Here is a 15,142-nt window from a genome sequence, read left to right as displayed (position 1 = left end):
GCCCTGATCCAGCATGCCGACGCCATCGGGGCCGGGCAGGATCAGGTTGAACGGGAGCGGTGCCTTGTAGCCGCCGAGGAACATCGTCGTGGCCAGCGCCGAGACCGTGATCATGTTCATGTATTCGGCCATGAAGAACATGGCGTAGCGCATCGAGGAGTATTCGGTGGCGAAGCCGGCGACCAGCTCACCCTCGGCCTCGGGCAGGTCGAACGGCGCCCGGTTGGTCTCGCCGATCATCGAGATCACATAGATCACGAAGGACGGGAACAACAGGAACGCGTACCAGCCCGGGATCGGGATGTCCGCCCCGAACAGGTTGATCGACTGGTGCGAGCCCTGCGCCGCGACGATCTCCGAGGTGGACATCGAGCCGGCGAACAGGAACACCGTCACCAGGGCGAGGCCCATCGCGACCTCGTACGAGATCATCTGCGCGCTCGAGCGCAGGCCGCCGAGCAGCGAGTAGGTCGAGTTCGACGACCAGCCGCCGAGCACGATGCCGTAGATGCCGATCGAGGCGATCGCCATCACATACAGCACCGAGACCGGCAGGTCGGTGAGCTGCAGCCGGGTGTAGGTGTCCGTGAACGGGATCTTCACCGTCGGCCCGAACGGGATCACCGCGAAGGTCAGGAAGGCCGGGATCGACACGATCACCGGCGCCGCGACGTAGACGAACTTGTCCACGCCCTTCGGCATGATGTCTTCCTTGAACATCAGCTTCATACCGTCGGCCAGCGACTGGAGCAGACCGAACGGGCCGTGCACGTTCGGCCCGATCCGGTTCTGCATGTAGGCCACCACGCGCCGCTCGAACCAGATGTTGAACAGCGTCAGCACGATCAGGAAGACGAAGACCAGCAGCACCTTGATCAGCACCACCCACCAGGGGTCGTTGCCGACCCCGGCGTCCGGCACAGCCAGCGCGATCATCTTCATGCGTTCCCTCCGGCGATCGTCACGATCGAGCCATGGTCTGCGTGCAGCGACCGGCGCACGTGCGAGTCGGCCGAGTTGGTCGGCAGCCAGACCACGTTGTCGGTCATCGGGGTGACCAGGACCGGCAGCCGGATCGAGCCGGCGTCGGTGCTGACCACCAGCTCGTCACCATCCTGTACGCCGATCCGGCGCGCCGTGGTCAGCGACAGGCGGGCGATCGGACGCCGCGCGGTCGCGACCAGATGTGGTTCGCCGTCGTTGCTGCGGCTGTCGTCGATCAGCATCCGCCAGGTCGCCAGCCGGGTCGAGTCGAACGCGCCCAGCGCCGGACCGGCCTGGTACGTCGGTTCGCCGGCCCGGTCGCCGTCCCAGCGGCCGAGCTCGTCGAACTCGCGCTTGGCTCCGGCCGTCGTACTGAAGCCGAGCGGCCGGTCCATCTCCTGCGCCAGGGCGGCCAGGGCCCGGACATCCGGCATCGGCGCCTGCACCTTCAGCACCACCGGGAACGGCCGCTCGCGACCCTCCCAGTTGACGAAGGTGCCGTCCTTCTCCGCCGGCGGAACCACCGGGAAGACGACGTCGGCGTGCTCGGTGACCTGGGAGTTCCGGACCTCGAAGCTGACCACGAACGGCGCGGCCTCGAGCGCGGCCAGTGCGACCTCCGGATCGGGCAGGTCGTCGATCTCGACCCCCGCGACCACCAGCGCCTGCAGCGAACCCGCCGCCGCGAGGATCTCACTGGTGTCCTTGCCGACCGTGCCCGGAAGGTTCTCGACACCCCACGCGGCCTGCAGGTCGACCCGTGCGGCCGCGTCCGTGACGAGGCGGCCACCCGGCAGCAGCGCCGGCAGGCAGCCTGCCTCCAGCGCACCGCGGTCACCCGCACGACGCGGGATCCAGGCCAGCTGGGCACCGGTGTCGAGAGCCAGTCGCAGTGCCGCCGAGTAGGCGCCCGGCGCGGTCGCGAGGCGCTCGCCCACGAGGATGATCGAGTCGGATCCGAGGGTTGCCCGCGCCGCGGCGCCGGCCTCGCCCATGTTCCCGAGATCACCCAGTACTGCGGCTTCGGTGCCCGGCGAGGTCTGGACGACCACACCGTCAAGCTTCTCCACTCCGCGCGACGCGAACGCCGCCACGGTGAACACCTTGGTGCCGACCTTGCGGACGCCCTTGCGCAGCCGCAGGAAGACCGCCGGGGACTCCTCCTCCGGCTCGAACCCGACCAGCAGCACGGATCCCGCTCGCTCGAGGTCGGCGAAAGTCGTACCGAGTCCGGTGCCCGCCACCGCGGCGGCGAGGAAGTCGCCCTCCTCCTCCGAGTGCGGCCGGGCCCGGAAGTCGATGTCGTTGGTGCCGAGCGCGACCCGGGCGAACTTCGAGTACGCGTAGGCGTCCTCGAGCGTCAGCCGCCCACCGGTCAGTACTGCGGCGTTGCCGCGCGCCGCGGTCAGCCTCTCGGCCGCGAAGGTCAGTGCCTCCGGCCACGAGGCGGGCCGCAGTTCGCCGTTCTCCCGGATCTGCGGGTGGGTCAGCCGGTCACCGGTGCTCGCGTAGTTGAACGCGAACCGGTCCCGGTCGGAGATCCACTCCTCGTTCACCGCGGGGTCGTCACCGGCCAGCCGGCGCATCACCTTGCCGCGCCGGTAGTCGGCCCGGATCGCCGCACCGGAGGCATCGTGCTCGGCCACCGTCGGCACCGAGACCAGGTCGAACGGCCGGGACCGGAACCGGTACGCCGCGCTGGTGAGCGCGCCGACCGGGCAGATCTGGATCGTGTTGCCGGAGAAGTAGCTCTCGAACGGCTCCTTCTCGTAGATGCCGACCTGCTGCAGCGCACCCCGCTCGATCAGCGCGATGAACGGGTCACCGGCGATCTGCTCGGAGAACCGGGTGCAGCGGGCGCAGAGGATGCAGCGCTCGCGGTCCAGCAGCACCTCGGCGGAGATGTTGATCGGCTTCGGGAAGGTCCGCTTGACCTCGTGGAAGCGGGACTCACCGCCACCGTTCGTCATCGCCTGGTTCTGCAGCGGGCACTCGCCGCCCTTGTCGCAGACCGGGCAGTCCAGCGGGTGGTTGATCAGCAGGAACTCCATGTTCCCGTGCTGGGCCTTGTTCGCGACCGGCGAGCTCACCTGGGTGCGGACGACCATGCCGTCGGCGACGGTGATCGTGCAGGAGGCCTGCGGCTTCGGCATCCCGCGGCCGTTGCCGGCGTCGGGGATCTCGACCAGGCACTGGCGGCAGGCGCCGACCGGGTCGAGCAGCGGGTGGTCGCAGAACCGCGGGATCTGGATCCCGACCTGCTCCGCGGCCCGGATCACCAGGGTGTTCTTCGGGACCTTCACCTCGATGTCGTCGATGGTGACGGTGACCAGGTCCACCTTCTCGACCTGGCCCCCTGCCGGCGGGTTCGCTTGGATGGTCATGCGCTTGCTCCAGCGGTCGCGAAGAGGGTGGAGGCCATCGGGTCGAACGGGCAGCCACCGTTCGTGAAGTGGGCGATGTACTCGTCCTTGAAGTGCTGGATCGAGCTGGTGATCGGCGCGGTCGCACCGTCGGCCAGGGCGCAGAAGGCCCGGCCGGTGATGTTCTCGCACAGGTCCAGCAGGGTGTCGAGGTCCTCCTCGGTGCCCTTGCCGGCCTCCAGCCGCTCCAGGATCTGGACGAGCCACCAGGTGCCCTCACGACACGGCGTGCACTTGCCGCAGGACTCGTGCTTGTAGAACTCGGTCCAGCGCAGTACCGACCGGACCACGCAGGTGGTGTCGTCGAAGATCTGCAGCGCCTTGGTACCGAGCAGCGAACCGGCCCCGGCGACACCCTCGTAGTCCAGCGGGATGTCGAGGTGCTCGGCCGTCAGCAGCGGTGTCGACGAGCCGCCGGGCGTCCAGAACTTCAGCTCGTGACCCTCGCGGACGCCGCCACCCAGCTCGAGCAGTTCGCGCAGGGTGATGCCCATCGGCGCCTCGTACTGGCCGGGCCGGGCGACGTGCCCGGACAGCGAGTACAGGGTCGGGCCCTTGGACTTCTCGGTGCCCATCGAGGCGAACCAGTCCGCGCCGTTCTTGATGATGGAGGGAACCGATGCGATCGACTCGACGTTGTTGATCACAGTGGGGCAGCCGTACAGACCGGCCACGGCCGGGAAGGGAGGACGCAGCCGGGGTTGACCGCGACGGCCCTCCAGCGAGTCGAGCAGTGCCGTCTCCTCGCCGCAGATGTAGGCGCCGGCGCCGGCGTGCACGATGACGTCCAGGTCGTAGCCGCTGCCGAGGATGTTCGCGCCGATGAAGCCGGCCTCCCTCGCCTCCGCGACGGCCTGCTGCAGCCGCCGGACGACGTGCAGCACCTCACCGCGGACGTAGATGAAAGCGGTGTTCGCGCGGATCGCATAGGCCGAGATGATGACGCCCTCGACCAGCGTGTGCGGCGAGGCGAGCATCAGCGGGATGTCCTTGCAGGTGCCCGGCTCGGACTCGTCCGCGTTCACCACCAGGTACTTCGGCTTGGGGTTGTCCTGCGGGATGAAGGACCACTTCATGCCGGTCGGGAAGCCCGCACCGCCACGGCCGCGCAGGCCCGAGTCCTTCACCGCGGTGACGACATCGGCCGGCTGCATCCGCAGCGCGGTCCGCAGCGCGTCATAGCCGCCGGACCGCTGGTACGACGCCAGCTGCCACGCGCGGATCTGGTCCCAGTTGTCGGACAGCACCGGAGTAAGCACGATCAGTCCTCCTTACGGCTGTCGGGAGCGGTCCAGTTGCGCTCGCGGGCGAGCCGCAGTCCGGCCAGCGTGGCCTTGCCACCGGTCGGTCCCTCGTCGGCGCGGCCGTCGGGGAAGCCGGCCAGGACGCGCTCGGCTTCCTTCCAGGTGCAGATGGTGGCACCGCGCGGCGACTTCACCTCGTTACCGTCCCGCAGGTCGTCCACCAACTGCGTGGCCGACTCCGGCGTCATGTCGTCGAAGAACTCCCAGTTCACCATCATTACCGGCGCGTAGTCGCAGGCGGCGTTGCACTCGAGGTGCTCGAGGGTGATCTTGCCGTCCTCGGTGGTCTCGTCGTTGCCGACCTCGAGGTGCTGCTTGAGCCGCTCGAAGATCAGGTCGCCGCCCATGATGGCGCAGAGCGTGTTGGTGCAGACCCCGACGTGGTAGTCGCCGACCGGGCGGCGCTTGTACATCGTGTAGAAGGTCGCCACCGCCGACACCTCGGCACCGGTCAGCTCGAGCACCTCGGCACAGGCCTCGATGCCCTCCGGGGTGACCCGGCCCTCGACCGACTGCACCAGGTGCAGCATCGGCAGCAGGGCCGAACGGCCGACCGGGTAGCGGGCGGCCAGCTCGCGCATCTCGGCGATCGTCGATTCGGTGATCTTCGACTCGCCGGTGCTGTACGGCACGGTCACGTTGGTCGCAGTCGTGTGGTTCTCGGCCATTTAGCGGTCCACTCCACCCATCACCGGATCGAGGCTGGCGACGGCGACGATCACGTCGGCCACCTGTGCGCCTTCGCACAGGATCGGCATCGCCTGCAGGTTTGCGAACGACGGGTCACGGAAGTGCGCCCGGTACGGCTTGGTGCCGCCGTCGGAGACCAGGTGGCAGCCCAGCTCGCCGCGCGGCGACTCGACCGCCACGTAGGCCTGGCCGACCGGCACCCGGAACCCTTCGGTGACCAGCTTGAAGTGATGGATCAGTGCTTCCATCGACTCGCCCATGATGTGCTTGATGTGGTCGAGCGAGTTGCCCATCCCGTCGTTGCCGACGGCCAGCTGGCTCGGCCAGCCGATCTTCTTGTCGGCCACCATCACCGGCTCGCCCTCCATCTTGGCGAGGCGGTCCGCACACTGCTCGACGATCTTCAGGGACTCGTGCATCTCCTGCAGCCGGATCCGGAACCGTCCGTACGAGTCCGCCGTGTCCCAGGTCACCACGTCGAAGTCGTAGGTCTCGTACCCGCAGTACGGCTGGGTCTTGCGCAGGTCCAGGCCGTAGCCGGTGGCGCGCAGCGGCGGACCGGAGATGCCGAGGGCCATGCAGCCGGTCAGGTCGAGGTAGCCGACCTTCTGCAGCCGGGCCTTGAAGATCGGGTTCGCGTTGCACAGTTCGGCGTACTCGGGCAGGTGCTTGTTCATCCAGGTGATGTAGTCCCGGATCTTGTCCAGCGCGCCCGGCGGCAGGTCCTGGGCGACGCCACCCGGCCGGATGAACGCGTGGTTCATCCGCAGCCCGGTGATCAGCTCGAACAGGTCCAGCGTCATCTCCCGCTCGCGGAAGCCGATCGTCATCACGGTCAGCGCGCCGATCTCCATCCCACCGGTGGCGATCGCGACCAGGTGGCTGGAGATCCGGTTCAGCTCCATCAGGAGCACCCGCATCACGCTGGCCTTCTCCGGGATCTGGTCCTCGATCCCGAGCAGCCGCTCGACCGCCAGGCTGTACGCCGCCTCGTTGTAGAACGGCGACAGGTAGTCCATCCGGGTGCAGAACGTGACGCCCTGCGTCCAGTTGCGGAACTCCATGTTCTTCTCGATACCGGTGTGCAGGTAGCCGATGCCGCAGCGGGCCTCGGTCACCGTCTCACCCTCGATCTCGAGGATCAGCCGGAGCACGCCGTGGGTGGACGGGTGCTGTGGGCCCATGTTGACGACGATGCGCTCTTCGGGCTCGTCGCCCAGGCCGGCCACGACCGAGTCCCAGTCCTGGCCGGTGACCGTGAAGACTTTGCCCTCGGTGGTGTCGCGAGTGGTCGCGTACGGGTCTGTAGTGGTCATCAGTTGTAAGACCTCCGCGTGTCGGGCGGCGGGATGACGGCGCCCTTGTACTCGACGTCGATGCCGCCGAGCGGGTAGTCCTTGCGCTGCGGGTGGCCCGGCCAGTCGTCCGGCATCTGGATCCGGGTCAGCGCCGGGTGTCCGTCGAAGATGATGCCGAAGAAGTCCCAGGTCTCCCGCTCGTGCCAGTCGTTCGCCGGGTAGACCGAGACGATCGACGGGATGTGCGGGTCGGCGTCGGGGCAGGAGACCTCCAGCCGGATCCGCCGGTTGTGCGTGATCGACAGCAGGTGGTAGACCGCGTGCAGTTCGCGGTCGGTCTCGTGCGGGTAGTGCACGCCGCTGACGCCGGAGCAGAACTCGAACCGCAGTCCCTCGTCGTCGCGGATGTGCTGCGCGACCTCGACCAGCCGTTCGCGCTGGATGTGCAGGGTCAGCTCGCCGCGGTCGACCACGACCTTCTCGATCGCGCCGTCCCCGACCAGGCTTTCCAGCCGTTCGGTGGCGCCGTCGAACCAGGAGCCGTACGGCTTGGGTGTACCGCCCGGCAGCGCGACCTGGCGGCGCAGGCCGCCGAAGCCGGAGGTGTCGCCGGTGCCGCGGACCCCGAACATGCCCTCGCGCTGGTCGACCACCTCCGCTGCCGACGTCTGAGCGTCGCCGGCCGCCGTCGTCGCCGGAAGATTCTCCGGTTGGGTGTCACTCACCGAAGCAGCCCCTTCATCTCGAGCGTCGGCGCGGCGGTCAGAGCCGCTGCCTCCTGCTCGGCCTGCAAGGCCTTCTTGTTCGCGCCGAGCTTGCCGTGCTGGATTCCGTCGTGCAGCTTGAGGAACGCGTCCATCAGCATCTCCGGCCGCGGCGGACAGCCGGGCAGGTACATGTCGACGGGGACGACGTGGTCCACGCCCTGCACGATGGCGTAGTTGTTGAACATGCCGCCGGACGAGGCGCAGACACCCATCGCCAGCACCCACTTCGGGTTCGGCATCTGGTCGTAGATCTGGCGCAGGACCGGGGCCATCTTCTGGCTCACCCGGCCGGCCACGATCATCAGGTCGGCCTGCCGGGGTGATGCCCGGAAGACCTCCATGCCGAACCGCGCCGCGTCGTAGCGGGGCGCTCCGGTGGTCATCATCTCGATCGCGCAGCAGGCCAGCCCGAAGGTTGCCGGCCACAACGACGCCTTCCGCATGTAGCCGGACAGGCCCTCGATCGTGGTCAGCAGTACGCCGGCCGGAAGCTGTTCCTCAACACCCATAGGTCAGTCCCACTCCAGTCCACCGCGGCGCCACACGTAGGCGTACGCGATGAAGACGGTAACGATGAAGATGACCATCTCGATCAACCCGAACAGCGCCATCTGGTCGAAGGCCACCGCCCACGGGTAGAGGAAGATGATCTCGATGTCGAACACGATGAAGAGCATCGCGGTGATGTAGTACTTCACCGGGAAGCGCCCACCACCGACCGGCTGCGGGGTCGGCTCGATCCCGCACTCGTACGAGTCGAGCTTGGCCCGGTTGTAGCGTTTCGGGCCGACCAGCGCGCTCGTCACCAAGGTGCCCGCCACAAAGATCGTCGCGAGCACACCGAGGATGAGGATCGGTACGTAAGGGTGCATCGTGAGCTGCTCCCTCCTTCTGCGTCCGTCTGCCGATTCGGTGTCGTGCTATTTCAGTGCGTGCTGAGTCAGCACTGTGTTATCAGTACCGCTGTGGCTCACGTCACTCGCCCCGCCGGTTTCAGGCGGCCGGGGCGACCTTGGTAAGGCCGTTGATGATCTTGTCCATCACGTCGCCGTCGCGCGGGTCGGTGAGGTTGGCCAGCAACTTCAGGGTGAACTTCATCAAGGTGGTGCGCGGCAGACCGTACTTCGTGCAGAGCCGCATCACCTCCGGATTTCCGATCAGCTTCACGAAGATCCGGCCGAGTGTGTAATAGCCGCCGTACTCCTGCTTCAGCGCCTTCGGGTACGCCGTCAGCGCCCGCTCGCGCTGGTTCGGCTGCCGGCGCAGTGCCTGCGAGGCAACCTCGGCTGCGAACGCGCCCGACTCCATCGCGTACGGGATGCCCTCGCCGTTGAACGGGTTGACCATGCCGCCGGCGTCACCCAGCAGCATCAGGCCGCGGGTGTAGTGCGGCTGGCGGTTGAAGCCCATCGGCAGTGCGGCGCCCCGGATCGGGATGGTCTGGAACTCGTCGCGGAACTGCCACTCCTCCGGCGTGTTCTTCAGCCAGGCCTTCAGCAGGTCGGAGTAGTCCACCTTGCCGAAGGCGTCCGAGGTGTTCAGGATGCCGAGGCCGACGTTGACCGTGCCGTCGCCCATCCCGAAGATCCAGCCGTAGCCGGGCAGCAGGTTGCGCTGGCCGGGCTGCTGCGGGTCGTCGGCCCACAGTTCCAGCCACGACTCGAGGTAGTCGTCGTCGTGGCGCGGACTGGTGAAGTAGGTGCGGACGGCGACACCCATCGGGCGGTCGTCGCGCTTGTGCAGGCCCATCGAGACGCTGAGCCGCGAGGAGTTGCCGTCGGCGGCCATCACCAGCGGCGCCCGGAACTCCACGTCGGCGCCGGCGCGGCGGCCGTTGTCGTCCACCGGCTTCGCGGTGACGCCGACGATGAAGCCCCGGTCGTCCAGGATCGGGGCGGTCACGTTGGTCCGCTCCCGCAGTTGGGCGCCGGCCTTCACCGCCTGCTGGGCGAGCAGGTCGTCGAAGTCCATCCGGTTGCGGGTCAGGCCGTAGTTCGGGTGGCTGCTCAGGTCCGGCCAGTCCAGCTGCAGGACGTGCCCGGCTCCCTGGATGCGCAGGCCGTAGTTCTGGATCCAGCCGGCCTCGCGCGAGATGTCGATGCCCATGTTGATCAGCTGTTTGGTGCCGCGCGGCGTCAGACCGTCGCCGCAGACCTTCTCCCGCGGGAACGCGGTCTTCTCCAGCAACAGCACGTCGAGCCCGGCGTTGGCCAGATGATAGGCGGCGGAGGACCCGGCGGGCCCGGCACCGACGACGATCACATCCGCGGTCTCGGCCTGCTGCCGTGCCGACGCGTTCTGACTCATCTCATCCCGGCCTGGAGGTTGGGTTCTACGGGCACCGAGGTTCGTGAAGGGATTCACGAACCCTGGTCATCCGACAGTCTAGGACTGGCTGACAGCGACGCGAAACCGGCCCACAATCCCTTGCCCACAGGGCATTTACGCTTGTCTTGCCTTGCGTAATTAAGTGCTGTCCGTACTACATACCAGTGCCACAGCTGGTCTCCCCAGACAACCCTAGCCCCCGGCCGTCACGGGCAAACAACCCCAGCGGGGCACCCGGGGAACCCGCCTGATCATTCGCCCCTTTTTCACCGCTGCGCAGCCTGCACCTGACCCGCCGACCTGAGGGTGAAAAAGGGGCGAATGATCAGGCGGGTTCTCGCCGCGGTGGCTGAGGCTGTTTTGCCCCTACCGCGTCGGGGCGGGCCTTTACGCCGCGGTGAATGGCTACCAGGCCGCCGCTCAGGTTGCGCCACTGCACATGGGTCCACCCGGACGCCTCGATGGTGCGGGCGAGTGGCTCCTGCGCGGGCCAGGCGCGCACCGACTCGGCGAGGTACTCGTAGGCGTCGGGGTTCGTCGAGACCGCCTTCGCCACCACGGGGACCGCGCGCATCATGTACTCGAGGTAGGCCACCCGGAACGGCTTCCAGGTCGGATGCGAGTTCTCCAGCACGACCAGCCGGCCACCGGGCTTCGTCACCCGGAGCATCTCTCCCAGCGCGACCGTGACGTCGTTCACGTTCCGCAGGGCCCAGGAGATGGTGACCACGTCGAAGGTCTCGTCCGCGAACGGCAGCCGCAGCGCGTCCCCCGCGATCAGGTCGAGCTCGGGGTACCGGCGCTTGCCGACCCGGAGCATCCCGACCGAGAAGTCGCACGACACCACCTCGGCCCCGGCCTCGCGCAGTTTCACGCTGGACGCGCCCGTGCCGGCCGCCAGGTCGAGGATGGTCATTCCCTTGCGCGGCGCGATCTCGGCCAGCGTCTGCGGCCGCCAGTGCAGCTTCTCCAGCCCCATCGTGGCGACCGCATTGGTCCGGTCGTAGCCCTCGGCCACGTTGTCGAACATCGCTGCGACAGCCTCAGGCTGTTTGGTCAGGTCTGCGCGGGTCACCTGTCTAGTTCATCACGCGTACGGCAGGCGCCGAAATTCGCTGGACACAGGGCAGGCATACGCTTGCATGCCGTGAGTGCATCTCCAATGAGCCGGCCGGCCATCGCGACCCGGGGCCGGAGCGCGAGCGAGGAGTGTTGCCGTGAGTCTGTCTGACCCGGTCCGACCCGGTCATCAGCCCGCCCCGCACCTGGTGATCCGCAGCCAGCCCGTCGACGGGGTCTCGGACCGGCTGATGGACCATCTGCCGGAGACCGGCGGTCTCGCCTGGGTACGGCGCGGCGACGGCCACGTCGGCTGGGGCGTCGCCGCCCGGCTCGACGTTGCCGGTAGCAACAGGTTCGACGAGGCACAGGCCTGGTGGAAGGCGCTGGTCGCCGCCGCCGTGGTCCGCGACGAGGTCGGCGTACCCGGCTCCGGCCTGCTCTGCTTCGGTTCCTTCGGCTTCACCGACGACGATCCGAGCGAGCTCGTCGTCCCCGAGGTGATCGTCGGCCGCCGCGGCGGCACCACCTGGGTGACGACGATCTCACCGGCCAGCTCCCTGGCCACTCCCCCGGAACTGGTGCGGTACGAGCCGGAACCGGTCGGCGAGGTCGCCTTCGCCGACGGCGCCCGCTCCGGCACCGCCTGGTCCGGGATCGTCGCCGACGCGGTGACCCGGATCACCAGTGGCGAGCTCGACAAGGTGGTGCTGGCCCGCGACCTGATCGCGATGGCGTCCCGCCCGATCGATCTGCGCTGGCCCTTGCGGCAACTGGCCGCGGCGTACCCGAACTGCTGGACGTTCTCCGTGGACGGGCTGATCGGCGCGACCCCGGAGCTGCTGGTCCGCCGGGAGAAGGGGCTGATCACCTCGAGGGTGCTGGCCGGCACGATCCGCCGTACCGGGGACGACGCGCACGACCTGGCGCTGGCCGCATCGCTGGCCCGGTCCAGCAAGGACTTGGAGGAGCACGAGTTCGCAGTACGCTCGGTAGCAGACGCATTGAAGTCGCACTGCAAGTCGATGAACGTGCCGGAGACCCCTTTCGTGCTGCACCTTCCGAACGTGATGCACCTCGCCTCAGACGTGGCCGGCGTCGCCGCCAACGGCGCCTCCGCGCTCGGCCTCGCCGCCGCTCTGCATCCGTCCGCGGCAGTCTGCGGTACGCCGACCAACGTCGCCCGCGACCTGATCGGCGAGAGCGAGGGGATGTCCCGCGGCCGCTTCTCCGGACCCGTCGGATGGATGGACGCGGCCGGTGACGGCGAGTGGTGCATCGCACTTCGCTGCGGCCAGGCCGATCCGTTCGACCCGACCCGGATGCGTCTGTTCGCCGGCGCCGGCATCGTCGCCGGTTCCGATCCCGAAGCCGAGCTGGCCGAGACGAACGCCAAGCTGGTTCCGATGAGAGACGCACTGGGAGACTGACAAGTGAAGCTCACCAAGTACACGCACGCCTGTGTCCGGCTGGAGAAGGACGGAAAGGTGCTGCTGGTCGATCCAGGCACCTTCTCCGAGGACGAGGCGTTCTCCGGCGCCGACGCGATCCTGGTCACGCACGAGCACCAGGACCACCTCGACGTCGAGCGGATCAAGGGGCTGGACCTGCCGATCTGGACCACTGCCGGGGTCGCCGCGCAGCTGGCCGAGCAGGCCCCCCAGCTGGACGAGCGGATCACCGTGGTCGAGGACGGCCAGGCCTTCGAGGCGGCCGGTTTCGCGGTCCGTGCCTATGGCAAGGATCACGCGATCATCCTGCCGGAGCTGGGCGTTCCGTGCGACAACGTCGGCTACCTGATCGAGGACGCGGTCTACCACCCGGGCGACTCGTTCACCCAGCCGGACCGCAAGGTGCACACCAACCTGGTACCGATCTCGGGCCCCTGGTTCTCCCTGCCGCCGGCCGTCGAGTACGCCCGCGCCATCAATGCGCAGCAGACCCTCGGTATCCACGAGGCCCTGCTCAGCCCGATCGGCCAGGGCATGATGCAGCGCTTCCTCAACTCCGACGAGCGGCCCTACCTCAGCGTCCCCCCGGGCGACTCGGTCGAGGTCGGCTGACCGTAACCTCCCGGCCCCTCCGTTCCGTCTAGTCGGTAGAGGAACGAAGAGGGGGACCGGATGAAGGCCGAAGATCAGGAGGCGTTCAGGGAGTACGTCGTCGCCCGGAAGGCGGCACTGCTCCGGACCGCCTACCTGCTGTCCGGCGACTGGCACCGGGCCGAGGACGTGGTCTCGACAGCAGTCCTGAAGCTCTACGGCTCGTGGCGCAAGGCCCGCGAGGTGGAGCATCTCGACGCCTACGTACGGCGCATCGTGGTGCGCGTCTGGCTGGACGAGAACCGTCGGCCGTGGCGCCGGGAGCACCCGACCGACGTGCTCCCGGAGGCCACGGCGGGACTGCCTACCGACCCTGCCGACCATCGCACCGATCTTCGTCGTCTCCTCGCCCAGATGCCGGCGCGGCAGCGCGCAGTACTCGTACTCAGGTTCTATGACGACCTGTCCGTCGAGCAGACCGCCGGCGTCCTGGGCTGCAGCGAAGGCGCGGTGAAGACGTTGACCTCTCGCGCGCTGGACTCGATCCGCCGGTTGCTGCCGGCCGGCGTCACCACTCGAACCGAGTACGAGGAGGCGCCATGACCGAGAAGTTCCAGATCCACACCCTGCTGGCCGACCTGGCGGACCAGCCATCCCCGGTGGACATCGACGTCGACCGCCAGATCCAGCTTGGCAGGCGACGCCACCGCCGTCGCCTGACCGCCGCACTCTGCACGGCCGGGATCGCCGTACCGGCAGTCCTCGTCGGAGGCGTGCTGACCTTGCGTCCGAGCCCCGGGACCGACGCCCCGGCGGTAGCCGCGACGCCGTCGGTCAGCCCGGTGACACCCAGCACCATCAGGCTTCCCGGCGAGGAGGCCGTCAGGTCGACGGAGACCTCCAAGGCGCTTCTCGCCGAGGTGGGGAGGCTGATCCCTGAACTGGCTCAGCTGGAGGGGGCCCGGCAGTTCGACATGGAGATGCGGCGCGGCGACAAGCGCAGCATCCACGCCGGGACGGACCTGATCTATGAAGGTCAGGGCGGCGGCCAGGTGACCGTGTCCGTCGTTGTCGCCTCGAAGGGCGAGTGGCGGGCCTGCAAGAGTCTGACCGGCTTCGAGCCCTGCACCCGGATCGAGAAGCTCCCGGACGGATCGACTGCCTACCTCCGGACCTACATCGTGCCCAGCACCATCGGCCACGCCTATGAGGTGACACTGGCCAAGCCCGACGGCACCGGCGTGACCGTCAGCAGCGCCGCCTACCGCCCGAAGGGCTCTCAGGCGCCCGACGCACCGCTCTCGCTGGACCGGGTACTCGAGATCGCACTCCAGATCACGATCAAGCCCTGACCTCCAGGTCGATGAAGTCGGCGACGGGGACGTAGCCGAGCTGGGCGTAGATTTTGTTGGACGTCGGGTTGGCCAGGTCGGTGTAGAGGCAGGCCTGATTGCCCTGGTCCAGGATCAGCCCGGTGACGTGGGCGGTCAGCGCGCTGGCGTACCCGTGCCGACGGTGCTCGTCCGGCGTGTAGACGGGTCCGATGCGGGAGACGCCGAAGGTCGGGAGCCGGTGCCCGACCATGCTCACGGGCACGCCGTCGGCCTCCCAGAACCACAGGGTGCCCCTGTCCACATGCCTCCGCGTCCACTCCTCGGTGGCATCTCCGAGATCGTCCCCGAAATCGACAGCAACCCAGTCCGCCGCCAGCTCGACATCCGCTGCAGCTACCTGCCTCGGTACGCCGTGCACCGCCGGCCGGACCAGCTCCACCAGCTTGTGCAGCCTGGAGCTCCTTCCCGCGGTCGCGGTGGTACCGAAGCGTTCGGCCCAACGATCCGCGAAAGGTGTCGTTCGCACGCTCCGCGACGTTGCTGAGGATGAGCGTGTTCAGGACCGGATCCCTTTGCAGGAAGGGAAACACCATCGCCTGGAACTCGGCCGCGTCGCTGGTCACCCGGGTGGTCATGACGTCCAAGCTAGCCTCAGGGCGTCCGGGCGTCGCGCGATTTACACTGCGACCATGTCCACCACGCGGTTGCTGCTGCTCGGGGTCGTGCGGATCTTCCAGCCGGCCTATGGATACCAGCTGCGCCGGGAGCTGCTCACCTGGAACGTGCAGCAGTGGGCCAACATCAACCCGGGCTCGATCTACACCGGCCTGAGGACGCTGGCCAAACACGGGTATCTGCAGGAGCTCGAGGAAGACGCCGGCAACAAGCCCGGACGGACGTCGTACAAGCTGAC

At 68.2% G+C, this 15,142-nt stretch carries 16 protein-coding genes; 5 read left to right on the top strand and 11 right to left on the bottom strand.

What is annotated here, in order from left to right; genetic code table 11:
* The 10 genes from nuoH to VFG33_RS01745 form a co-directional block, all read right to left on the bottom strand.
* A partial coding sequence (gene nuoH / locus VFG33_RS01790) for an NADH-quinone oxidoreductase subunit NuoH (protein ID WP_325021641.1) occupies positions 1–942 on the bottom strand: 942 nt, incomplete at its 3' end.
* Positions 939–3,368 carry an NADH-quinone oxidoreductase subunit G gene (locus tag VFG33_RS01785; RefSeq protein WP_325021639.1) on the bottom strand — a complete coding sequence of 810 codons (2,430 nt, stop codon included), beginning with the start codon at positions 3,366–3,368 and terminating at the stop codon, positions 939–941. The genes VFG33_RS01785 and nuoH, both read right to left, overlap by 4 nt.
* A complete protein-coding gene (nuoF, locus tag VFG33_RS01780; protein WP_325021637.1) occupies positions 3,365–4,666 on the bottom strand; it encodes an NADH-quinone oxidoreductase subunit NuoF in 1,302 nt (433 codons plus the stop codon). Before nuoF ends, VFG33_RS01785 begins: the two co-directional genes overlap by 4 nt.
* A gap of 2 nt (positions 4,667–4,668) precedes the next feature.
* Positions 4,669–5,379 carry an NADH-quinone oxidoreductase subunit NuoE gene (nuoE, locus tag VFG33_RS01775; RefSeq protein ID WP_325021635.1) on the bottom strand — a complete coding sequence of 237 codons (711 nt, stop codon included), beginning with the start codon at positions 5,377–5,379 and terminating at the stop codon, positions 4,669–4,671.
* The gene (locus VFG33_RS01770) at positions 5,380–6,717 is read right to left on the bottom strand and encodes an NADH-quinone oxidoreductase subunit D (protein ID WP_325021633.1); all 1,338 of its coding nucleotides are present in this window, start codon (positions 6,715–6,717) and stop codon (positions 5,380–5,382) included.
* Positions 6,717–7,424 (bottom strand): NADH-quinone oxidoreductase subunit C, encoded by a 708-nt coding sequence (locus VFG33_RS01765; RefSeq protein WP_325021631.1) that lies wholly within the window; start codon positions 7,422–7,424, stop codon positions 6,717–6,719. Before VFG33_RS01765 ends, VFG33_RS01770 begins: the two co-directional genes overlap by 1 nt.
* Positions 7,421–7,975: a NuoB/complex I 20 kDa subunit family protein gene (locus tag VFG33_RS01760; RefSeq protein WP_325021629.1), complete on the bottom strand. Its 555-nt coding sequence runs from the start codon at positions 7,973–7,975 to the stop codon at positions 7,421–7,423. Before VFG33_RS01760 ends, VFG33_RS01765 begins: the two co-directional genes overlap by 4 nt.
* A 3-nt stretch (positions 7,976–7,978) precedes the next feature.
* Positions 7,979–8,338 (bottom strand): NADH-quinone oxidoreductase subunit A, encoded by a 360-nt coding sequence (locus VFG33_RS01755; protein WP_325021627.1) that lies wholly within the window; start codon positions 8,336–8,338, stop codon positions 7,979–7,981.
* 121 nt (positions 8,339–8,459) lie between these two features.
* Complete coding sequence (locus VFG33_RS01750) at positions 8,460–9,773, bottom strand: geranylgeranyl reductase family protein (RefSeq protein WP_325021625.1); 1,314 nt, start codon at positions 9,771–9,773, stop codon at positions 8,460–8,462.
* A 346-nt stretch (positions 9,774–10,119) separates the two neighbouring features.
* Complete coding sequence (locus tag VFG33_RS01745; RefSeq protein ID WP_325021623.1) at positions 10,120–10,869, bottom strand: demethylmenaquinone methyltransferase; 750 nt, start codon at positions 10,867–10,869, stop codon at positions 10,120–10,122.
* Positions 10,870–11,011: 142 nt separating this feature from the next.
* Here VFG33_RS01745 and VFG33_RS01740 point away from each other — a divergent pair, with 142 nt between their 5' ends.
* The 4 genes from VFG33_RS01740 to VFG33_RS01725 are packed head-to-tail and all read left to right on the top strand — an operon-like array spanning position 11,012 to position 14,247.
* Positions 11,012–12,283, top strand: coding sequence for an isochorismate synthase (locus VFG33_RS01740; protein WP_325021620.1), 1,272 nt, complete (start codon positions 11,012–11,014; stop codon positions 12,281–12,283).
* Between the two features lie 3 nt (positions 12,284–12,286).
* On the top strand, positions 12,287–12,916 hold the full coding sequence (locus tag VFG33_RS01735; protein ID WP_325021618.1) for an MBL fold metallo-hydrolase: 630 nt from the start codon (positions 12,287–12,289) through the stop codon (positions 12,914–12,916).
* A gap of 60 nt (positions 12,917–12,976) precedes the next feature.
* Positions 12,977–13,498, top strand: a complete 522-nt coding sequence (locus VFG33_RS01730; RefSeq protein WP_325021616.1) for a SigE family RNA polymerase sigma factor — start codon at positions 12,977–12,979, stop codon at positions 13,496–13,498.
* Positions 13,495–14,247, top strand: coding sequence for a hypothetical protein (locus VFG33_RS01725; protein ID WP_325021614.1), 753 nt, complete (start codon positions 13,495–13,497; stop codon positions 14,245–14,247). The genes VFG33_RS01730 and VFG33_RS01725 overlap by 4 nt, the downstream gene beginning before the upstream one ends.
* Here VFG33_RS01725 and VFG33_RS01720 read toward each other — a convergent pair.
* The gene (locus VFG33_RS01720) at positions 14,237–14,755 is read right to left on the bottom strand and encodes a GNAT family N-acetyltransferase (RefSeq protein WP_325021612.1); all 519 of its coding nucleotides are present in this window, start codon (positions 14,753–14,755) and stop codon (positions 14,237–14,239) included. The two genes, VFG33_RS01725 and VFG33_RS01720, sit on opposite strands and share 11 nt — an antisense overlap.
* A 163-nt stretch (positions 14,756–14,918) precedes the next feature.
* Here VFG33_RS01720 and VFG33_RS01715 point away from each other — a divergent pair.
* The coding region (locus VFG33_RS01715) for a PadR family transcriptional regulator (protein ID WP_325021610.1) at positions 14,919–15,142 on the top strand (224 nt) is incomplete at its 3' end.

The organism is Kribbella sp. (genome assembly GCF_035687465.1).
GTDB lineage: Bacteria > Actinomycetota > Actinomycetes > Propionibacteriales > Kribbellaceae > Kribbella.
Note: the sequence above shows the minus strand (reverse complement) of the source record. Positions and strands in the feature narration are given on the sequence as shown.